The 21,800-nt window shown below is 63.5% G+C and carries 14 protein-coding genes; 7 read left to right on the forward strand and 7 right to left on the reverse strand.

What is annotated here, in order from left to right:
* The first annotated feature begins 166 nt into the window (after nucleotides 1–166).
* The 3 genes from ABIA90_RS06885 to ABIA90_RS06895 all read left to right on the forward strand — a co-directional run bounded on the left by ABIA90_RS06885 (nucleotide 167) and on the right by ABIA90_RS06895 (nucleotide 8,608).
* On the forward strand, nucleotides 167–3,967 hold the full coding sequence (locus tag ABIA90_RS06885) for an autotransporter outer membrane beta-barrel domain-containing protein (protein WP_354122092.1): 3,801 nt from the start codon (nucleotides 167–169) through the stop codon (nucleotides 3,965–3,967).
* 259 nt (nucleotides 3,968–4,226) lie between these two features.
* A complete protein-coding gene (locus ABIA90_RS06890; RefSeq protein WP_354122091.1) occupies nucleotides 4,227–7,739 on the forward strand; it encodes an autotransporter domain-containing protein in 3,513 nt (1,170 codons plus the stop codon).
* Nucleotides 7,740–7,903: 164 nt separating this feature from the next.
* Nucleotides 7,904–8,608: a GrlR family regulatory protein gene (locus tag ABIA90_RS06895; protein ID WP_354122090.1), complete on the forward strand. Its 705-nt coding sequence runs from the start codon at nucleotides 7,904–7,906 to the stop codon at nucleotides 8,606–8,608.
* A 117-nt stretch (nucleotides 8,609–8,725) separates the two neighbouring features.
* Here the strand turns inward: ABIA90_RS06895 and ABIA90_RS06900 are convergent, their stop codons facing one another.
* The 3 genes from ABIA90_RS06900 to ABIA90_RS06910 all read right to left on the reverse strand — a co-directional run bounded on the left by ABIA90_RS06900 (nucleotide 8,726) and on the right by ABIA90_RS06910 (nucleotide 12,807).
* Nucleotides 8,726–9,709, reverse strand: a complete 984-nt coding sequence (locus tag ABIA90_RS06900) for a hypothetical protein (RefSeq protein WP_354122089.1) — start codon at nucleotides 9,707–9,709, stop codon at nucleotides 8,726–8,728.
* Between the two features lie 221 nt (nucleotides 9,710–9,930).
* Nucleotides 9,931–10,890 carry an MBL fold metallo-hydrolase gene (locus tag ABIA90_RS06905; RefSeq protein WP_354122146.1) on the reverse strand — a complete coding sequence of 320 codons (960 nt, stop codon included), beginning with the start codon at nucleotides 10,888–10,890 and terminating at the stop codon, nucleotides 9,931–9,933.
* Nucleotides 10,891–11,130: 240 nt separating this feature from the next.
* Nucleotides 11,131–12,807, reverse strand: a complete 1,677-nt coding sequence (locus ABIA90_RS06910) for a winged helix-turn-helix domain-containing tetratricopeptide repeat protein (protein WP_354122088.1) — start codon at nucleotides 12,805–12,807, stop codon at nucleotides 11,131–11,133.
* A 237-nt stretch (nucleotides 12,808–13,044) separates the two neighbouring features.
* Here ABIA90_RS06910 and ABIA90_RS06915 point away from each other — a divergent pair, with 237 nt between their 5' ends.
* Together ABIA90_RS06915 and ABIA90_RS06920 are read left to right on the forward strand one after the other, a co-directional pair.
* Nucleotides 13,045–13,995, forward strand: a complete 951-nt coding sequence (locus ABIA90_RS06915) for a helix-turn-helix domain-containing protein (RefSeq protein WP_354122087.1) — start codon at nucleotides 13,045–13,047, stop codon at nucleotides 13,993–13,995.
* Between the two features lie 345 nt (nucleotides 13,996–14,340).
* Complete coding sequence (locus ABIA90_RS06920) at nucleotides 14,341–15,963, forward strand: ABC-F family ATP-binding cassette domain-containing protein (protein WP_354122086.1); 1,623 nt, start codon at nucleotides 14,341–14,343, stop codon at nucleotides 15,961–15,963.
* On the opposite strand, the gene ABIA90_RS06925 is transcribed toward ABIA90_RS06920, so the two are convergent.
* Entirely contained in the window at nucleotides 15,960–16,943 is a 984-nt protein-coding gene (locus ABIA90_RS06925; protein WP_354122085.1) for a glycerophosphodiester phosphodiesterase family protein, read from the reverse strand. The genes ABIA90_RS06920 and ABIA90_RS06925 overlap by 4 nt on opposite strands.
* A 146-nt stretch (nucleotides 16,944–17,089) precedes the next feature.
* Here ABIA90_RS06925 and ABIA90_RS06930 point away from each other — a divergent pair, with 146 nt between their 5' ends.
* Entirely contained in the window at nucleotides 17,090–17,965 is an 876-nt protein-coding gene (locus tag ABIA90_RS06930; protein WP_354122084.1) for an MBL fold metallo-hydrolase, read from the forward strand.
* Between the two features lie 79 nt (nucleotides 17,966–18,044).
* Here ABIA90_RS06930 and ABIA90_RS06935 read toward each other — a convergent pair whose 3' ends face one another.
* From ABIA90_RS06935 to ABIA90_RS06945, 3 genes are all read right to left on the reverse strand, one after another.
* Nucleotides 18,045–18,668, reverse strand: a complete 624-nt coding sequence (locus ABIA90_RS06935) for a septal ring lytic transglycosylase RlpA family protein (RefSeq protein WP_354122083.1) — start codon at nucleotides 18,666–18,668, stop codon at nucleotides 18,045–18,047.
* A 259-nt stretch (nucleotides 18,669–18,927) separates the two neighbouring features.
* Complete coding sequence (locus tag ABIA90_RS06940) at nucleotides 18,928–19,422, reverse strand: hypothetical protein (RefSeq protein WP_354122082.1); 495 nt, start codon at nucleotides 19,420–19,422, stop codon at nucleotides 18,928–18,930.
* 94 nt (nucleotides 19,423–19,516) lie between these two features.
* Nucleotides 19,517–20,626, reverse strand: a complete 1,110-nt coding sequence (locus ABIA90_RS06945) for a DUF937 domain-containing protein (protein WP_063983611.1) — start codon at nucleotides 20,624–20,626, stop codon at nucleotides 19,517–19,519.
* An 881-nt stretch (nucleotides 20,627–21,507) separates the two neighbouring features.
* Between ABIA90_RS06945 and ABIA90_RS06950 the strand changes: the two genes are divergently transcribed.
* The gene (locus tag ABIA90_RS06950) at nucleotides 21,508–21,771 is read left to right on the forward strand and encodes a DUF3551 domain-containing protein (protein WP_354122448.1); all 264 of its coding nucleotides are present in this window, start codon (nucleotides 21,508–21,510) and stop codon (nucleotides 21,769–21,771) included.
* Nucleotides 21,772–21,800: the final 29 nt, after the last annotated feature.

Raw genomic sequence — 21,800 nt, forward strand, 5'->3', positions numbered from 1 at the left:
ATACGGCGCGCACTTTGTCGGAAGACCGATATTGGTCGGACACCGCGATGTTCCCCCGCTAAACCTGATACCGCAGAGCCCCGCTTAACGGGTCCATGCGCGACGGGCGCCGCAACGGCGCAACGGAATTTCAAACGTCGCTCTCTGGGCTGCGGGGAGATTTGGGTTGTCTTATTTTGTAGCGTCTGAAGGCGCGCTGGAAGCCGGCGCGGCCGTTGTTGCGCGCAAGCGATCGATTAGCCGCTTTGCGGCGCTGACCTTGGCCGCGTTGTCCCGCCGCCTGCTGGGCACCAGCTCCATGGTGGCGCTCGGACTGGTCCTGGCGACATCGACGCCATCGCGCGCCACCGACTGGACCGGCGGAACCTCAACCGACTGGTTCACCGCCACCAACTGGTCGGCCGGCGTTCCAACCAGCGCGGGCACCGCGAAGATCGACACCGTCGCGCCCAATGCCACAGTGGTCGGAGCGACCGGCGCGCAAGCGAACACTGTCATTGTTGGCTATTCAGACACCGGCACGCTGACGATCCAGAACGGCGGCACGGTGAGCAGCGGTCTCGGCTATCTCGGCCTCTTTGCCGGCTCGACCGGCACCGCGACGGTTGATGGCGCCGGCTCGGCCTGGACCAATTCCGGCTTGTTCATTGTCGGCCAAGCCGGCACCGGCACGCTGACGATCCAGAACGGCGGCGCTGTGAGCAGCGCCACCGGCTATCTCGGCGCCTTTGCCGGCTCGACCGGCACCGCGACGGTTGATGGCGCCGGCTCGGCCTGGACCAATTCCGGCAACCTCGTTGTCGGCAATTCCGGCACCGGCACGCTGACGATCCGGAACGGCGGCACGGTGAGCAACGCCGGCACCGGCTATCTCGGCGGCGCCTCGACCGGCACCGCGACGGTTGATGGCGCCGGCTCGGCCTGGACCAGTTCCAGCCTCATTGTCGGCTTTGACGACACCGGCACGCTGACGATCCAGAACGGCGGCGCGGTGAGCAACGTCACCGGCCATCTCGGCGTCAATGGCGGCTCGACCGGCACCGTAACGGTGGATGGCGCCGGCTCGTCCTGGACCAATTCCGGCGACCTCGTTGTTGGCAGTTTCGGCACCGGCACGCTGACGATCCGGAACGGCGGCGCGGGGAGCAACGTCATCGGCATCCTTGGCGCCAATGCCGGTTCGACCGGCACCATGACGGTCGATGGCGCCGGCTCGTCCTGGAGTTCCAGCGGGCTCTATGTCGGCAATTCTGGCGCCGGCACGCTGACGATCCGGAACGGCGGCACGATGAGCAACGCCGGGTTCGGCTATCTCGGCTTCAATGCCGGCTCGACGGGCACCGCGACGGTTGACGGCGCCGGCTCGACCTGGACCAATTCCGGCGACCTCAAAGTTGGCAATTCCGGCACCGGCACGCTGACGATCCAGAACGGCGGCGCGGTGAGCAACGCCGTCGGCTTTCTCGGCTCCCTTGCCGGCTCGACCGGCACCGCGACGGTTGATGGTGCCGGCTCGGCCTGGACCAATTCCGGCAACCTCGTTGTCGGCAATTCCGGCGCCGGCACGCTGACGATCCGGAACGGCGGCACGGTGAGCAACGTCATCGGCGATCTCGGCAACAATGCCGGCTCGACCGGTACCGTAACGGTGGACGGAGCCGGCTCGTCCTGGAGTTCCGGCGCGCTCTATGTCGGCGATTCCGGCGCCGGCACGCTGACGATCCGGAACGGCGGCGCGGTGAGCAACGCCACCATCGGCCATCTCGGCTTCAATGCCGGCTCGACCGGCACCGTGACGGTTGATGGCGCCGGGTCGTCGTGGACCAATTCCGGCCTCGTTGTCGGCTTTCGCGGCACCGGCACGCTGACGATCCAGAACGGCGGCGCGGTGAGCAACGTCGGCAACGGCTTCCTCGGCTACAATGGCGGCTCGACCGGCACCGCGACGGTTGATGGCGCCGGCTCGACCTGGACCAATTCCTTCAACCTCTTTGTCGGCTATTTAGGCACCGGCATGCTGACGATCGCCAATGGCGGCACCGTCTCGACGGCTTCGGGCATGCAGATCGCCGCTTTTGCCGGCTCGACCGGCACGCTCAATATCGGCGCCGCCTCCGGCCAGGCCGCGACCGCGCCGGGCACGCTGACCACGCCCTCGGTCGCGTTCGGGGCAGGCACCGGCAGCATCGTCTTCAACCACACCGCCTCGAACTACAACTTCGCCCCGGTCATTTCCGGCGCGGGGTCGGTGACGGTGGAGAACGGCACCACCATCCTGACCGCGACCAACACCTATAGCGGGGCGACCACGGTCAATGGCGGCACGCTGGCGGTCAACGGCTCCATCGCCAATTCGGCGGTGACGGTCAATGCCGGTGGCACGCTCGGCGGCAACGGCACCGTCGGCAATACCACCATCAACGGCGGCGGCGTGCTCGCGCCCGGCAATTCGATCGGCACGCTGACGGTCGGCGGCAATCTGGCGTTCAGCACCGGCGGCCTCTACCGCGTCGAGGTCTCGGCATCGGCCGACCGCACCAATGTCACAGGCGCCGCAACGCTCACTGGCGCCACCGTGCAAACGGTCTTCCAGCCGGGCAGCTATGTCAGCAAGAACTACACCATCCTGTCGGCGGCCGGCGGCCTCGGCGGCACCAGTTTCGGTGGCGTGAGCGGGCTGCCGAATTTTAATGCCGGCCTGAGCTACACGCTGTCCGATGTGTTGCTGAACCTCACGGCCTCGCTCGGCGCCGGCACCTCGCTGCCGGGCAATCCGCAGACCGTCGCATCCACGCTCAACAACTTCTTCAACACTGGCGGCGCGCTGCCGCCGGGCTTTGTCGCGCTGTTTGGTCTCACCGGCAGCAATCTTTCAGCCGCGCTGTCGCAAACCTCCGGCGAGACCGCGACCGGCTCGCAGCAGACGACCTTCAACGCGATGAACCAGTTTATGGGATTGCTGACCGATCCCTTCATCGACGGTCGCGGCGATGGCGTTTCAGCGGGATCATCGGCGGGCGCATCGGCCTATGCCTCGCCGGACAGGTCGCGCTCCGGTGCGGCGCGGGACGCCAATGCGATGTTCACCAAGGCGCCCGTCATGGCCGATCCGTTCGCGCAGCGCTGGAGCGTGTGGGCGGCAGGCTATGGCGGCTCGCAGACCACGGACGGCAACACGACACTCGGCTCCAACAACACGACCAGCCGCATCGCAGGCATCGCGGTCGGCGCCGATTACCGTATCTCGCCGAATACGCTGGCAGGCTTTGCGCTGGCGGGCGGTGGTACGACCTTCAGCACCGTCAATGGCGGCTCTGGCCGATCCGATATGTTCCAGGCCGGCGCCTTCGTCCGGCACAATGCGGGTGCGGCATATCTCTCCGGCGCGCTGGCCTATGGCTGGCAGGACATCACCACCAACCGCACCGTGACGGTGGCCGGCATCGACCAATTGCGCGCGCAGTTCAACGCCAATGCCTTCTCGGGTCGCGTCGAAGGCGGCTATCGCTTTGTCAGCCCGTGGATGGGCGGCATCGGCATCACGCCCTACGCAGCAGGCCAGTTCACCACCTTCGACCTGCCGGCCTATGCCGAGCAGGCGGTATCCGGCGTCAACACCTTTGCGCTGGCCTACGCATCAAAGAGTGTCACCGATACGCGCAGCGAACTCGGCCTTCGCAGCGACAAATCATATGCGATGCCGGACGGAATCTTCACGCTGCGAGGGCGCCTGGCATGGGCGCATGATTTCAACCCCGGCCGCAATATCGGCGCGACGTTCCAGACGCTGCCGGGCGCATCCTTTGTCGTTGGCGGCGCCGCGCAAGCCAGCGACTCCGCGCTCGTCACCGCTTCTGCCGAAAAGAAATGGCTGAACGGCTGGTCCGCCGCCGCCACCTTCGAAGGCGAGTTCTCTCAGCTCACCAGGAGCTACGCCGGCAAGGGCGTCGTGCGGTATGCGTGGTGAGGTGGCGACTTCCCGAACGACGCCTCTCCAATGCCAACTGGTGATGTCGATATCCGCGTTCCTCCTGTGATATTAATCACGCAGTCGGCCAAATAGGGCGGCGCGCTTTGTCGGATGACCGATATTGGTCGGACACCGCGATGTTCCCCCGCTAAACCTGATTCCACAGAGCCCCGCTTAACGGGTCCATGCGCGACCGGCGCCGCAACGGCGCAATGGTATTTCAACGGTCGCTATTTGGGCTGCGGGGAGGTTTGGGTTGTCTTATTTTGTAGCGTCTGAAGGCGCGCTGGAAACCGGCGCGGCCGTTGTTGGGCGCAAGCGATCGATTAGCCGCTTTGCGGCGACCATGCGCGCGGCGATGACGCGCGCGGCGCTGTTCGCCGGCGTCTTGCTCGGCGCGCTCGCGACCGGAGCGCAGGCCCAGACGGTGATCAACGTCACGGTCGCCAACGACACCGGCACCACCTCGGGGGGCTCGACTGGCGGCGCCGGCACGCTTAGCGCCGCGCTCGCGCAGATCAATGCTTCCACGCCCCCCGGCGGCTTCATCATCAACCTGCAGACCAATGTCACGCTGTCGGGGCCGCTGTCGCCGATCTTCAACTCGGTGACCATCAACGGCAACGGGTTCACCATCAGCGGCAACAATTCGCAGCGCATCTTTATGGTCGGCGTTGACACCGCGACGCAGACCAGCGCGGGGGTGGCGGGCTCGATCATCGCGGACCGCCCTCAGGTGGCGATCAGCAACGTCATCCTGTCCGCGGGCCTCGCCCAGGGCGGCGGCAACGGCGCCGGCGGCGGCATGGGGGCGGGCGGCGCGCTGTTCGTCAACCAGTCGGCCGACGTGACGCTGAGCAATGTCAGCTTCGCCAACAACAACGCGAAGGGCGGCAACGCAACAACCAACACGTTTCGCGGCGGCGGCGGCCTCGGTGGCAGCGGCGGCGGCAGCGGCGGCGGCGGCATCTTCGGCGGCGGCGGCCCCGGCGGCGGCGGCATTTTCGGCGGTTCCGTTGCCGCTGCCGGCGGCGGCGGCTATAGCGGCGCCGGCGGAAACGGCACGAACGGCACCGCGGGCCTCCTGTCGATAGCCGGCCTCAACGGCGCCGGCGGCGCCGGATTTGGTGGTGGCACCACGGGTGGTGCCAATGGCGGCGGCGGCGGCGGTATCGGAAATGCGGGCGGGGGTGGCGGCTTCGGCGGTGCAAGCAGTTCCGGCTCGACCGGCGGGGCGGGTGGTTTCGGCGGCGGCGGCGGCACCGGCTTGAACGGCGGCGGCGGCGGTGGTTTCGGCGGCGGCGGCGGTGGTTTCAGCGGCCCTGGCGGCGCCGGTGGCTTCGGTGGCGGCGGCGGCGGTGGCGGCGGTGCGGGCGGCTTTGGCGGCGGCGGTGGCGGCGGCGGCGGCGCGGGTGGGTTTGGCGGTGGGGGCGGAGGCGGCGGGGCCGGCGGTGCGGGTGGCTTTGGCGGCGGCGACGGCGCCAGTGGCGGGAACGGCGGCGGCGGCGGCATGGGCGGGGCGGTGTTCGTGGTCAAGGGCGGCTCGCTCACCATCAACGGCAACGGCTCGACCTCGGGCGGCAGCGTAGCCGGCGGCACCGGCTCCAACGGCGGCGGTGCGGGCTCGGCCTTAGGCACGGGCTTCTTTGTGCAGGGCTCGACGCTGACCTTCGGTGGCAGCGGCAGCTACACGGTGTCGGACGCCATCGCCGATCAGAACGGTTCCGGCGGCTCCGCGGCCTCGGACGGCCTCGGCGGCACCGGTGGATCGAGCGCCATTACCAAGAGCGGCATCGGCACGCTCAGCTTTTCTGGCGCCAACACTTATACTGGAGCTACGACGATCAATGCCGGCACGCTAAGGGGCGCTGCGGCGAACACATTCAGCGCTACGAGTGCGACGACAATCAACACCGGTGGCACGCTCGATCTCGGTTTGCTGGGACAAACGATCAATATCGTTTCGCTATCGGGCGGCACGTTGGCCAACGGCGCGTTGACCGGCGCGGTGACCTCAAGCGGCGGCACGCTGAACAGCCTCGGCGGCGGCATGACGCTGACGGCGAATAGCGGCGCGACCAATGTGACGGGCACCAACACCTTCACAGGCGCGACCACGGTCAACGGCGGCCTGCTCTCGGTCAACGGCACGAGCACGGCCAGCGCGGTGACGGTGAATGCCGGCGGCACGCTCGGCGGCAACGGTACGGTCGGCAACACGACCATCAATGGCGGCACGCTGGCGCCCGGCAATTCGATCGGTACGTTGACCGTGCAGGGCAATCTCGTGTTGACGGCCGCATCGAGCTACATGGTCGAGGTGTCGCCTTCGGCGGCCGACCGCACCAACGTCACCGGCGTGGCGACGTTCGGCGGCGCCACCGTCAAAGCATCTTTCGCAGCCGGGGCCTATGTCGCAAAGCAATACACCATCCTCAACGCCACCGGCGGTATCGGCACCAGCACGTTCGGCTCGATCGTCAACACCAACTTGCCGGGTGGATTCGCGTCGAGCCTGAGCTATGACGCCAACAATGCGTATCTCAATCTCGTTCTCAGTTTCGGGCCGCCGCCCGGGACGGGTCTCAACAACAACCAACGGAACATCGCCGACCCGATCGTCAATTTCTTCAACTCCAACGGCGGTATTCCGCTGGCGTTCGGCGGGCTGACGCCGGCGGGACTGACCCAGATCTCCGGCGAGACCGCGACCGGCTCGCAGCAGACGACCTTCAACGCGATGAACCAGTTCATGGGATTGCTGACCGATCCCTTCATCGACGGTCGCGGCGATGGCGTTTCAGCGGGATCATCGGCGGGCGCATCGGCCTACGCCTCACCGGACATGCCACGCTCCGGTGCGGCGCGGGACGCCCATGCGATGTTCACTAAGGCGGTCGTCATGGCCGATCCGTTCGCGCAGCGCTGGAGCGTGTGGGCGGCAGGCTATGGCGGCTCGCAGACCACCGACGGCAACACGACACTCGGCTCCAACAACACGACCAGCCGCATCGCAGGCACCGCGGTCGGCGCCGATTACCGTATCTCGCCGAATACGCTGGCAGGCTTTGCGCTGGCCGGCGGTGGTACGAACTTCAGCGTCGTCAACGGCGGCTCTGGCCGATCTGATCTGTTCCAGGCCGGCGCCTTCATCCGGCACAATGCCGGTGCGGCGTATATCTCCGGCGCGCTGGCCTATGGCTGGCAGGACATCACCACCAACCGTACCGTGACGGTGGCCGGCATCGACCAGCTGCGCGCGCAGTTCAACGCCAATGCCTTCTCGGGCCGCGTCGAAGGCGGCTATCGCTTTGTCAGCCCGTGGGCGGGCGGCATCGGCATCACGCCCTACGCCGCAGGCCAGTTCACCACCTTCGACCTGCCTGCCTATGCCGAGCAGGCGGTAACCGGCGTCAATACCTTTGCGCTCGCCTACGCCTCGAAGAGTGTCACTGATACGCGCAGCGAGCTCGGCCTTCGCAGCGACAAATCATATGCGATGGCGGACGGAATCTTCACGCTGCGAGGGCGCCTGGCATGGGCGCATGATTTCAACCCCGGCCGCAATATCGGTGCGACGTTCCAGACATTGCCGGGCGCATCCTTTGTCGTTAGCGGCGCCGCGCAAGCCAGCGACTCCGCGCTCGTCACCGCCTCCGTCGAGAAGAAATGGCTGAACGGCTGGTCCGCCGCCGCCACCTTCGAAGGCGAGTTCTCCGACGTCACCACCAGCTACGCCGGCAAGGGCGTGGTGCGGTATTCCTGGTAAGTTGACGATTTCCGGTTTTGGCCCTTCGCATCATTTCGCTGTGCTGCGGAATTTGGTAGCTATCGGGGGCATAGCGGACTCTGGCAAGCCGACCGATCGGCTGATTTATGGGATCACGGCCTAGGTAGCCCGCGATTCTTTTCTGATTTTGCGGGCTCAAGACGTTGCTGGATGGACTCTACAAGGTTGAATACGGCATCAACGGCGCCTTCGGCCGCAGCATCATGTGCCTGCATGACGGCAAGATGCTGGGCGGCAATTCGGCCTTCGCGCACCTTGGAACCTATGCCGAGCGCGACGGCGAGATCGTCGCCGAGGTGATCACCGAACGGCACAACGAGGATCCCAATTACAAGCCGCTGATGGGAGCCGATATCGCCTCGATCGGTGCGCGCGGGCGGCTGCACGGCAACCAGATCCGTCTCGAGGGTGGCGCGGACACCATGCCGGGCGCAAAATTCTGGGCCAATCTCACCCGGCTCGACGACGAGGGGCTGCCTCCGAGTGGTGCGGTCGGTCCGGGCGGCATCGCCAACGGACTCTATGGGATGAGCCTGCGCGCGCTTGACGGTGTCGATGCCGGATTATCGGGCGTGATGCTCCTGATCGACGGCCGCATCCTCGGCGGCGATGCGTTCTTCTACTATCTCGGCTCCTATTCCTCGGCGGACGGCCGCTGGAAGGGCGAGATGCTGAACCAGGAGCACACGCCGGCGAAGGGCGAAAATCCCGTGTTTGGCGGCTATGAAGTCGGGATCGGCTTCTCCGGAACCTGCACGGCGGATAGCGGTGAGCTCGAAGGCATCGCGCTCGCCGGCAAGCGCAGCCTGCGCCTTGCAGCCTCGCTCAAGCTGATGCGGCGGGCCTAGGACGTATCCTCATCGAAGCCGCGTCGGCTTATGCCAAAAAGTGACATCGAAGTGGTCTGGGACGAATGTCGTCCTTGGGCCAGAGGCGGGAAGGCCAGTTCTTCTACCTCTCGCGCTTCATTTCATCGCAACATCGCGGTCGATGTCTTGCAGGTGCACGAAAGTTGCCCAAGCCTTTCGATATTCGCTGTCTGTGGGATCGATCGCAAGCAATGCGCGACACGCCTCTTTGATTTCGTCCGACGAGGGACGCATCGCGACGTTTCCGGACGACTTGGCTTGGTTCCAGCGCTCCTCGACGCCGTTCGCCAAGGCGAGTGCTTCGGAGGGGCTCCGTTTCCGGGTTGACCTCGCCAAAGGGTGATCCGGAGGGAATTTGGGCCATGCGACGGGAGGCTGATCGGCTCGCCACTCACTCTCCTTGCCGGTCCCACGCTCTCCCGGCAAGTTTGCCTGGGCTCCATTGGCCGATTGAGGCGGGACAGTCCGTGCGCCCAGCTCGCGGAGCTGCTGCTCCATGGTCCCGCCGGACGCCGTTGCGCCTGCCGCAGGTGCACGCGTCGTCAGACCTGACACAGTTGAGGTGCCGGCCTGCGGAGCAACCTTCTGAACGGTTTGCGCAACGGACAGCATGCCAGGCGAAAGAGCAGGCTTCTGCTGCGCGACCTTGTCATTTTCAGTGGGGCAAGGCCGAAATCCCGAGCGCAGCTGCGTGATCCGGCCGTCGTCGTCGATGCGGGCAAAGTCAACGGCCACAGTGTAGACGAAAGCGGCATCGATGGATTGGCCGGATTTGTCTCTTGCGTTGACGGCGCCGCAGACATATCGCGCCGCGTCGGCCTCGACTGAACGCAATGCGCTGAATTTGGCCGAGTCCGGATCGATCAGCACGTGCCGAACTGCTGCGCGAGCTTTCATGTGCTCGTTAGAGAAGATGCTGAGCACGACATCCGGATTGAACATGTCGGGCTGGTAGTACCACTTGTACTCCACAGCAAGGAATGCTGCGGCAAAGGCCGTCGCGATCAGGAAAGCAGATGCATTCATGGATTTGGTCGGGTAATGGAACCCGGTATGGTTGTTGTTATCTTCTTGAACCATTTACGATAGAATCTACTAACAATCCGTAAATTGGTTGCTCCCGCGATTTTCAACAACCGGTGGAAGAGCCACAGCTGGTTTTGCTCAAGGGGGCAGTTGCCGGTGCGGGAAGCACACTGAGCAAAGTCAACCAAGGGGGCAGAGGATGACGCCTGACGGGTGGCAGCGGCAGGTCCGCTGTGGGCCATAACCGGACATCAACCAGCGAAGGACCGCGGGTCTCACAGCACTGGCGTACACTGCATGTCTGCTCCGACGATGAGTGGCCCGTTGTAGGCAGTTCGCAAATCAGCGATGGCCGCATCGAGTTCAAACAGACCGAAATGACTGACGATGAGCTGCTTGACCGCAGCCTCTTGGGCAACGCGTCCGACGACTGCCGGTGTTGCGTGCAAGGGAACATTCGCACCGGGCGCGATTGCAAGATGCATGATCAGGAGGTTCGCGCCCTTTGCGAATTCGACGAAGCCTGGATCGGTGCCGTTTTGGTCGGAGCTAAACACGATCGACACATTTCCGGTCTGCACGCGATAGGCCAAGGTTGGCATATTTCCATGCGGGATTTTCCGTGCCGTGACTGTCGTTCCCTCGCGCTGCAAAACCACGGATGGATCGCTTTTGACAGCGTCAATCACTCCGACATCAAGTCGAACGCCACCCGCCACAACGCGCCCCATATCGGGCCGCACGCCGCCGCCCCCGTATGAGCCGCCTAACGCCGATCCGAGCACTGGAAATGCGCCAGTCTTCTCGTCAAAAAGCCTGTTGAGGAAAATCGCAAAGTCAGGGGCCGCATCGTTGCCTGTAGGACCGAAAACCTTGAGAGGTTCCTTGCGGACCTCGTGGCTCAGCCAAAGGAACGCTGGCAAGTCGGAAACGTGATCTGGATGAAGATGGCTTATTCCGACCATCCACAAGTCTTCGAGTTTGGCTTGCGATTCACCAAAGCGGTGTTGAGCACCACCGCCCATGTCGATGAGTATTCTTGCGCGCCCCTCGATCCAGACCAGATAACTCGTCGATGCCCGAGTGGGATTCATTCTGGGGCCACCAGAACCGAGGATTTGCACGTCGAGCGGCGTTGTACCGCAACTCTGTCCGAAAGCGCTCAAACTGCTCAGTGACGCCCAGAAAATTCCCAGCAAGAAAATAACCGGAAGCCGAACCATGAAGACACCCATGTTGTTCAAACAGAGTCTATCAAATCGGTCTTGCAAATTTCACGACAGGGCATTTTGCCAGCAGCTAAGCTAGTCAACGGGGGTAACTGCGGCAAGTCATGATCGCCAGGGATCGACGTCTGCTCCGGGTCACAAGTCGACATCTGAGCAAAGACTACAAAGCGTCCGCTTTGCGCCATTAGCGGAAGTTGCGCTTATTCGATCACCGCGTTGCCAAGGCGAGTACCTTGGCCGAGTTGGTCATTCGGGCAGCCCTGCTTGCCGCAATCCTTCCTCATATCGCGCGACGTCCTCAGCACGTCGATAAGGGCCAAGCACATCTTTGAGATTGGAAAGGCGCAGCGTGGGGCTCAGTTCTCGCAGCCGAGCCACGGCCTTGTGTGCTTGCTCCGGCCGACCGGCCATTGCGTTGCTTGCGGCGGTGATCCGTAATCCAGGCCGATAGTCCGGGCTGCACTGCAATGCCATTGCCGCCCATGATGCCGCTTCGTCATAGCGGTCCAAAAAGAAATGTGCATACGCGGTCCCGGCTCGCATGCCCATCAGCCACGGATCAAGTGGGCTCAGGCGAATGGCTCGTGCGAAGCGCTCGATCGCCGATTCCGGCTCGCCGAGCCAGAGTTTTACCCAGCCGCCGAAATTCCATGCCTCAGCCAAATTGGAATTAAGCGCGATCGCGCGATCAACTAAGCCGGCACCTACCCCGAGATCCCCAACAACAAACGCTAACGCATTCCCGCCAGCGGAGAGCGCGTTAGCGTCATCCTTGCCCAACTCAACTGCCCGTTGGGTGAGCTTCTTCACTTCGGCAATCGCGTTCGCCGTGTCCGGAATCCAGCCATTGATCCTGGCAATGAGGTAGCAAAAGGCTGCGCGACCGTAGGCGGTGGCAAATTCCGGGTCGAGCTCGATCGCGCGGTTGAACAGACGCAATGCCTCGTCGTTCGCTTGCCGGTTACCAAACTGATGAAGCCGGGCCAGACCGCGCAAATAGTGGGCATAGGCGTCGAGACTAGCGGTCGGCTTGCGTTTGGCGCGCTCGATCTCAGCTTTCTCCACCGCAGGCGCGATCGCCCCGACAACGCTTTCAGTCACCTGGTCCTGCAAATCGAAGATGTCGCCGAGCTCGCCATCAAACCGATCGGCCCAAATATGTGCTCCAGTAGCGGTATCGACGAGTTGTCCCGTAATGCGCACTCGGTTTGCCGCCTTGCGAACGCTCCCTTCCAACACGTAGCGCACCCCAAGCTCGCGCCCCACCTGCTTCACGTCGACAGCGCGCGCCTTGTAGGTGAAGCTGGAGTTTCGGGCGATGACAAATGGCGCCTTGAAACGGGACAGCGCCGTGATGATGTCCTCGGCCATTCCATCGGCAAAGTATTCCTGTTCAACATCGCCAGACATATTCTGAAACGGAAGCACCGCAATGGAAGGCCTGTCGGGCAGCGGAGGCGGACTCCCGGCCTCGGCAGCAAAAACTGGCGCAGCCTCTCGCGTTTCCGTCGGCGCATCGACCTCAAAGGCCCTGATTGGCTCCTGAATGTTCCTTACATGTTGAACGCCAAGATCCGTACCTGGGTCTGTGACCGAGGCTCGCGCGGGCAATTCTTCCTCGATGATCTCGCCAACAAACCGGAAGCCTCTGCGAGAAACCGTCCGGATCAGGCGTTGCTCCTTGCCGGTATCCCCGATTGCCTTGCGCACGGCATTGACGTGGCTGGTCAGCGTGGATTCGGACACGATCCGTCCTTCCCACACCGCCTTCAGAAGATCGTCCCTTGTCACGACCTGTTCCCGGTTTCGGACCAGGAAGAGCAGCAGGTCGAACACCTTCGGTCCGATGGGGATGAGCTCGGAGCCTCGCTTGAGCTCGCGCCGGTTGGCATCGAGACAATAATCTTCGAATAGAAACGACACTTGTGATCCTTCCTGGACAAGAAGCCAAGGAAAACTCGATCGCAATTCAGGCCGGCTGCAAGGTCTTTTCCGTTCGAAACAGTACACATTTTCTCACCCTTCGGGAACGAGGGTTCGAGAAATGGTTGGCCCGCCTGCACTCGACGCGCACTGACGTTCGCAATCAACGCAACAAACCTGGCCGAGCCGAGGCACGGCTTACCACCTGCATCGCCTCCCGAGTGCGAGGATACGTTCATGAACAAGCATATCTTGCGCGCTTCCCTGGAGGACGCGTCAGTTGCGCCTGAGGCGTGCCAAGTCACTCCGGCTCATGCCGAGCGCCCTCCCGCCGGTGCAGAAATGGCGCGGGTGCTCGGGACCACGCCATTTCACATGGCTTTGGATTCCTCCGGCGCCGGAATCGCCCACTGGAAGCATGACCCACTGCACGACGTCGTCGCGCCCATGAGCCATCACGTCATCATGGCTTACAACGGCACGGTGCAGCGCATGGAGCGGCGGATGGGAAGCGCGGTTGCGATCGGTACGTTTCGTCCCGGAGTCGTGATCATCATCCCCGAAGGATCGAGCTCCCGGTGGGATATTCCGAAACCTGTCGATGTCATCCAACTCTATCTTCCGCACGCCACGCTCGAGCGGGTTGCAGGCGAGGTCGACAGCGCCACCTCGACCGATCTGCTGGAGCGAACGGCGCATCCCGACCCCATTACATCCCGATTGCTCCTGACCGCGACCGACGCCGTGGTGGGCAATGTCGTCGTGGATACACTGTTCAGGCATCAGCTGATGGACCTCTTGGCCACGCGCCTGCTGGCGGCGCATGTCGGCGCGCCGTCCACGTTCCAGCCGACGCGGGGCGGCCTCTCACCGGTCGTATTGCGCCGGGCCATCGAGCGCCTGCACTCGGACATCGACGCTGACGTCTCCCTGGCCACGCTCGCCTCGGATGCCGGTCTGTCGCGCTTCCACTTCTGCCGCGCTTTCAAGAAGAGCACCGGGCTTTCCCCACATGCCTGGCGGCGCCAGCAACGGCTCGAGGAGGCCAAAAACATGCTGCGCGACACCGACGCGTCGGTCATCTCGATCGCGGTCGCGCTCGGCTATTCTTCCCAGACCGCGTTCGCCGCCGCCTTCAGGAAGCTGACCGGGGATACCCCGAGCAATTGGCGACGGCGTGCACGTTGACAGCATCGCCTATGCGGGGAACAGCATCATTGCGAGAAAGGCTCCCGGATGCAGGCGGGCAAAGAAGGTCCCATGACCGCTATGGGTCACAAGCCGACGCCTGACGGGCGGTAGCGGCAAGTCCGCTATATGGGACATTGGCGGACGTCACGCCTTGCCGCTCGGACAGCGCGCTTCGGCTGGAAGCGGACAGCGAGACGGCAGGCAGCGGGCGCGAAGCGTCGCGTCGGGATGAATTACAGGAAGCTGGCGTCTGGCGGGTGGAATCCGGGCCCGGCCGGGCTTCCCCTGGCGGCCCGTATGGCCTATGACGCTGCAACGCAACATTCCCCCCAAAAAGACCCCATGATCCGCCTCGACAACGTCAGCAAGCAAGCCGGCCACCAGATCCTGTTCATCGAAGCTTCCGCCGCCCTCAACAAGGGCGAGAAGATCGGCCTCGTCGGCCCGAACGGCGCGGGAAAGACCACGCTGTTCCGGATGATCGCCGGTGAGGAACTGCCCGATGAAGGGCAGGTTTCGACCGATCGCGGCATTACCATCGGCTATTTCAACCAGGACGTCGGCGAGATGAGCGGCCGCAGCGCCGTGGCCGAGGTGATGGATGGTGCAGGTCCCGTGAGCGAGGTCGCAGCCGAGTTGCGCGAGCTCGAGGCCGCGATGGCCGACCCCGACAAGGCCGACCAGATGGACGAGATCATCGCGCGCTATGGCGAGGTGCAGCACGCGTTCGAGGAACTCGACGGCTATGCGCTCGACGGCCGCGCGCGCGAGGCGCTGTCCGGCCTCGGCTTCAGCCAGGAGATGATGGACGGCGATGTCGGCAAGCTTTCCGGCGGCTGGAAGATGCGCGTCGCGCTGGCGCGTATTCTTTTGATGCGTCCCGACGTCATGCTGCTCGACGAGCCGAGCAACCATCTCGATCTCGAAAGCCTGATCTGGCTGGAAAAATTCCTGCACGATTTCGAAGGCACGCTGCTGATGACCTCGCATGATCGCGAGTTCATCAACCGCGTGATCTCCAAGGTGATCGAGATCGATTCCGGATCGCTCACGACCTATACCGGCGATTACGAGTTCTACGAGCAGCAACGGGCGCAGAACGAGAAGCAGCAGCAGGCGCAGTTCGAGCGCCAGCAGGCCATGCTCGCCAAGGAGATCAAGTTTATCGAGCGTTTCAAGGCGCGCGCGTCTCATGCGGCCCAGGTGCAGAGCCGGGTGAAGAAGCTCGACAAGATCGAGCGGGTCGAGCCGCCGCGCCGCCGCCAGACCGTGGCGTTCGATTTCCCGCCGGCGCCGCGCTCGGGCGAGGACGTCGTGGCGCTCAAGAACGTCCACAAGGGCTACGGCAGCAAGCGCATCTATGACGGCCTCGATTTCATGATCCGCCGCAGGGAGCGCTGGTGCGTGATGGGCGTCAACGGCGCCGGCAAGTCGACGCTGCTCAAGCTCATCGCCGGTGCGAGCGAGCCGGACGAGGGCACGGTGGCAGTCGGCGGCAGCGTCAAGATGGGCTATTTCGCCCAGCACGCGATGGACCTGCTCGACGGTGAGCGCACTGTGTTTCAGTCGCTCGAAGACCAGTTTCCGACCGCAGGGCAGGGCTCGTTGCGCGCGCTCGCCGGCTGTTTCGGCTTCTCCGGCGACGATGTCGAGAAGCGCTGCCGCGTGCTGTCGGGCGGCGAGAAGGCGCGCCTGGTGATGGCCAAGATGCTGTTCGATCCACCAAACTTCCTGGTGCTGGACGAGCCGACCAACCATCTCGACCTCGCCACCAAGGAGATGCTGATCACGGCGCTGGCGGATTTCGAGGGCACCATGCTGTTCGTCTCGCATGACCGTCACTTCCTGGCGACGCTGTCGAACCGCGTGCTGGAGCTGACGCCGGGAGGCATCCATCAGTTCGGCGGCGGCTACACGGAATATGTCGCGCGGACCGGGCAGGAGGCGCCGGGGCTGCGGAGCTAGTTTTTGCTCTTGCGCGAGATCGTGGCGATCGCCTCGATCTCGTTGGTCCAGATCCCGCCGGAATAGGCTTGCGGCAGCCGGGCGAACAATTCGGGCGCATCGATGCCGGTGGAGAACTCGCCGCCGCTGTAGGGGCCGAGCACGAAGACCGCGCTGTTGGCGTCGGTCATGCGATTGAGGAAGCGATCGGGCCAGCCCCATAGCCAGGGCGCGGCGTTGATCGGTACCAGCACCATCGCGTTGCGGCAGGCGGCTGGCATCAGGCCGGTCCAGCCATAGCCGATATAGCGGATCAGGCAGCTCCGGATGGCCCCGCGCGAAATGGTGCGGACATCAGGGGTGAGGCCACGGATCACGTCGATGGGCTCGTCGCCGCCATAGACCATGATCGTCCGGCGCCGCTCGGCCGGGAGCGCGTTCAGCACGGCGGCAAGTTTCTCGCCTTCGTTTGGGTCTCGGCTCTTCACGTTGATCAGGAGTTTCTTGTCAGGGAAGGCGGCGAACACCTCCGACGATGTCGGCATCATCCCGATGCCTTTACCGCGAAACGGGAATGTCTTGCCGCCGTCGGCCGTGTAGCCGTAGCCGATGTCAAGCATTTTCAGTTTCGCCATGCTCTGTTCGCGCGTGACGCCTTGGCCGTCGGTACGGCAGTCGAGAGTCCAGTCATGGAAAACGGCGAATTCGCCGTCGGTCGTCGGGTGCACGTCGAGCTCGACCGCATCGGCGCCGGCGTCGAAGCTCGCATGCATCGAACGGAGGGTGTTCTCGAGGTAGTCATGCGCCGGCGGCAACATTCGCGCGGCGGTGCAGGTGTCGTTCCTCACATCGCGCTCGTCAAACCGTTGTGCCATACCGCGATGCGCGAGCAGCACCGGTTTGCCGTCGCGATGCGGCGCCAGCAGATCGGTGTTGTTGATGTAGACGCCCGCGGCCACGGCAATCAGGACTGCCGTGACGACTCTGAGTTTCCTGCCCACCAGATATTCCCCATTCCAGGGTTATCGTCGGCGGCGTTTGAGGTTGATTTGCGGCAATCGGGGTGCATGGGAGGCCTGTACGCCTCGCGGCTTGAACGGTCCTATGTCGCCCGCTACGTTCCCTCCCAAAAAGGGAGCGAACAACCATGAGGCAACTCCGGATCGGCGACATCACCATCGATGCGGTGATCGAGCGGGAAGGGCCGTGGCGGCGGCCGCAGGATTTCTTCCCGGCTTATGAGGAGGGCGTGTTCGCCCGTCATCTGCCGACCATGGAGCCGGAGGTGTTCGACGCCGCGCGCGGCATGATGGTCATCACCTACCAGACCTTCGTGGTGCGCACGCCGCGCTACACCATCCTCGTCGACACCTGCACCGGCGAGGACAAGGGCCATCCGCCGCCGTTCGACTTTCCCGGCAAGGAGCGCTGGCGCAACGAATTGTTCGCGCTCGGCATCTCTTTCGAGCAGATCGATTACGTCTTCTGCACCCATCTGCACATCGACCACACCGGCTGGAATACGACGCTGCGCGACGGCCGCTGGGTGCCGACGTTTCCGAATGCAAAGTACGTCTTTCACAAGGGCGAGTACGCGGCCTGGGAGGCGGAGAATGCCAAAGGCAACAACCCGCCGGGCACCGTCTTCCGCGACAACTGCCTGCCGATCGTCGAGGCCGGGCAGGCGCTGCTGGTGGACGACGACTACGCGCTCGATGACACCGTCACGCTGACGCCGACGCCGGGGCACTCACCCTGTCATTGCTGCGTGAATATCTTTTCGAACGGGCGCCGCGCAGTGGTCGCGGGCGATCTCATGCATCACCAGATCCAGTGCCGCGAGCCGGACTGGTCGGCGAAGCCGGATTGGGATGCCAGGCAGTCGGCGGTGTCGCGGCGAAAGTTCTTCGCCTCCGTTGCGGACACCGACACGCTGATCCTGCCGATCCATTTTCCGGCGCCGACGGTCGGGCTGATCAAGCCGCTGGATGGGGCGTTCGACTATCGGTTCAAGCGGGATTAGGCCGTGTACGCCCAAATCAGTCCTTTCCCGTCGTATTGATCACGGCCCGGCCGCCGTCGATATATGAAATGAGCGGCCATTATCGAACGATTTCAAGGGTGACATTGACCACGCCGATCTTGATCATTCCAAGGGCTTGGGCCGCACCCGATGTAACGTCGATGATGCGTCCATGAACAATTGGACCACGGTCGTTGACTCTCACGATCACGGACTTTTTGTTCAAGACATTGGTCACGCGCAGGCGTGTTCCGAACGGCAAGGACGGATGCGCCGCATGCAGCGCATGCTTGTTGAATCTCTCGCCGCTCGCGGTCATCTGGTCTTCCGAGTAGAAACTCGCAAGCCCGAACAATGGGGTTTCCCTTCTGGGATGCTTTTTATGAAATGCATGCTGATGGTTGCTCTTCCGATGCGTTGCGCGCCGAATGTCGCCGTGAGCTTTCGGGCCTTGCCCTGCTGCGCGCTGACGCCGTCGCGGTGATTTCGTGGCAAGCGAGGGGAGGTCGTTGGCGTTTGGCGAACCGTTTGCGTCGCGGGTATGGTCATGCACTTCCAGCGGCGTTGCGCCAGGGACAATCGCCGACTTCGTTATTCGACCGAACTTCGCATGCGCAGAGTCAATTCCACCATCGAATGCGATGCATGATGCAGCAATCGCGGTAGCAGCGAGCAGTGCAGGTTGACCGCTCCATCGTTTCATGATGGCCCCCCCAGCGCCTCAGCTGGTTGGAGTAGTTCGGTTCCAGGAATTGCCGGCTTTGACATATGTCAACGTTGCCGTGGAGGGCAGCGGAGTTGCTACTTCGGTCAGCGTCCAGCCGACGCGCAACGAGAATTTGCCCAACTGCCCGCACATCGCCGCAAGGAAGAGCCGCTGGCCTTGGGGAAGCCAGCGGCTCTGGCATCCAGCAAACCAATGGTGCAGGGTGCGTAGAGGTGGGCCGTGCGGCCCACCGAGATCAGATGCCAAGCGCGCTGGAGATTTCGCCGAGGGTTGCCTTCTCGGCGTCACTGACCTGAACACCCCCACCGAACAACCCTCCACCTTCCGATGCAGCCTCAGCCGTCTTTTGACTAATCTGACGCAGCCAGCCCTTGAAAGCCGCGGCGTCACCCGGAGCTTTCGCAGCAAGCAGCGCCGTGACCTCGCGCAACGAAGCGATCGTCTTGGTCTTGATCTCGGGCGGCGTGCTCTTGCCGAGCTCTGCCTTCAACCCGTCATGAGCCGCCGCCCGGCCGTCGCTCGTCTGGAAGTCGGCGACCACAGCCTTGACCAAGGGGTTGGCATTGGGGTCGGTAGCCACCTGGGCGAGCGCGGTGCCGCCAGCAAATGATTCCTTCAGAAGGCCAAACAATCCGCTCGGTTCGGCAGCCGTAATGGCCATTCCCGCATTCATCGGGCTTCTCAAGAGGAGCGCCCATTCATCCTTGGTGAAACTGGTCTTGTCGGCCATGGAGTCTTCTCCTTTCATCTTGCAGGACGGGAGGCTGGGAAACACGTCCCGTCCTGAAGTGTGGCGAGTCTATTGCGTGTGACGTCTCTGGCTTTCACGCTTTCGCCAACTGGTCGAGCTTGGCACGAAGATTGTCGATCACGGGCTTTGCGATCGTGCCGGCCGGTGTCGCCGAGACCTTGTCGCACATCTGATTGATGGCCGGCGCCGCCGCGACGATCAGCTTGGCAAGCGCGCGTCGTGCTTCCGGAGAAAGCTTGGCAGCTCGCGCCGTGACGCCATCCAGCTGTGAGATGGCGTCGTTGATCTTCGGCAGGGCCGCCTGCGCGCTAGCTTCATCGGTGATGGTCGGCAGTTGAGCCTGCAGCGTACCAAGGGACGAATTGACCTGGTTCGCCAGGTTCACGCCGTCAACGGTCAGATCCGCGGGCGCCATGCCCACAGTTCCGGTTGAGGGCCGCGTAATGTTTGTACTCTGAGCGACCGTCGGCTCGGTCGGACGCTGAAGCGCATATATGGCAAGCCCGGCAACGATAACGAGCGCGGCGAGCCAATATGGCCATTGCGACCGGCCGGCGGCCATGGCGGCCTGGCTCGCGCCAGTGGCGCCGGAAACGCCGGCGATCCGGCTCCCTGTGGCGGCGGCCGAGGCCATTCCACTGCGTGCCTTGTCGATCAGGCCCGCGGCGCCGAGTTGATCACTGAGGCCCGATGGAATCGCCGCCATGATCTGATCTTTCTGCGAGCGCAGAAGCGATGCCAGTCCGTTTGCATCCATCCCGGCGTCATGCTGCTGCTTGCCGAGCATACCCAGGACCAGCGGCCCGACCACGGCGAGTAACGACTTGCCGCCGCCATCGCCCATTCCCGCGAAACTCCCGATCGCCTGGGCCATGGTATCCATGGTTCGGCCTCCAAGCAGTCCGGACAACATGCTCGAACCCGTCTGAGCCAGGTCCGGGGCGCCGGCGTTGCGCAACATATCCATGGGATTGCTGCCTTGCTGTTGTGACAGCAGCTTTGACAGTTGATTGGCGCCGGCCGGGGTTCCGACCAGATCCGACAGGCTGGCCAGTATTGTCGGGATGGCCGCTATTGCGGCCTTCTGCGTCGCGCTTCGGTCCATCCCAAGAAAGGAGGAAATCTGCGCAATGACTTCAGGGGTCAGGAGCTGTTGTGCAGCTGAAATGAGATTGACGGCCATGGCGGTCTCTCCACTACGTTGCAGGTCTGTTGGTTGCCCCCTAATTCGCGAATTTGATGTGACAGGCGTCGATGGTTCCGAACGTCGCCTATCGCCCAAGTTGAGATTGCATCGATAGTTCGACTCCTTGATCCAGATCAAAGGTCTTCGGTACAGGGCAAATGCGAAGAGTTCGGCGCGAGATATCCGGTGCGCTGCGGCCCATCAGGCGGACCTGGTTGAAAGGCATCGATGTTTCGCTGACGGGCCAGGATTGGCTATCGGCTCCGAGCACCGCAATGCCCGCTAGCGGGCATGATGACGCGCAGTGGGATTGTACCAGAAGACAATTGTTCGCCGCGCGGACATCCACGTTACTGGCAGTGCGCGGGTGGGCTGCGGTCCGCGCCTCGATGACGGTCCCGGAACCTCACACTCAACCCAAGTCCGGGGCCGTCGTTTGGATAATCCAAATTGATCAGAAGGATCGTCGACCGCGTATCGAACTTCGCCAGTTTCTTGCTCGCAAGCCCTGGATGCGGGCGCGCGGCGCTAGCTTGCCCGCGCTGCGGATGTGAAGCCTCCCGCGAGAACGTTCAGCGGGGACGAGCTAGGGGATGCTCTCACCTGAATTGCGAGCAATGCGGAAAGACCAGTGATATTGCAGGATGGCGGCTGCAGGGTCTTTCCGAGCAAGGCTCAGGGCCACTTATCGGATGAGTTATGTCCGCCGGCCCGGGGCGAGCGCAGAGGTGCCGATGTGGGCGCGAGGGACTCGTTCGCCGCTTTCGTCGAGCGACGACGCAGGAGCTATGAAGCGTCGCAAGCGTCTCCCGTCTCCACATGAGCGACGGTCGAACCGGAAAGCTTGGATGATCCATTTGGAGGAGGCGGCGATGCGGATGCTCCGTTGGCTAATCCTGGGCAGTGCGGCGATCCTGGCGATCGCCTCGGCTACAGCCCAAACTTACGATCCCGGCCACCCCGTCTGCCTTCAGAGATGGGAGTGGGGTGGCAGCACCTATTTCGAGTGCGCTTATACGTCATGGGATCAATGCCGAGCGTCTGCGATCGGACTTTCCGCGATGTGCGTGGACAACCCGTATTGGCAGCGACCGCAGGCGAGGCTATCAGGCGGCCGCTTGCGTTCATCAACCCCATACTGATGCGCCCGGCGACAGTCTCCCAAGCGCAA

The organism is Bradyrhizobium sp. LA6.8, assembly GCF_040547935.1.
Taxonomy (GTDB): domain Bacteria; phylum Pseudomonadota; class Alphaproteobacteria; order Rhizobiales; family Xanthobacteraceae; genus Bradyrhizobium; species Bradyrhizobium barranii.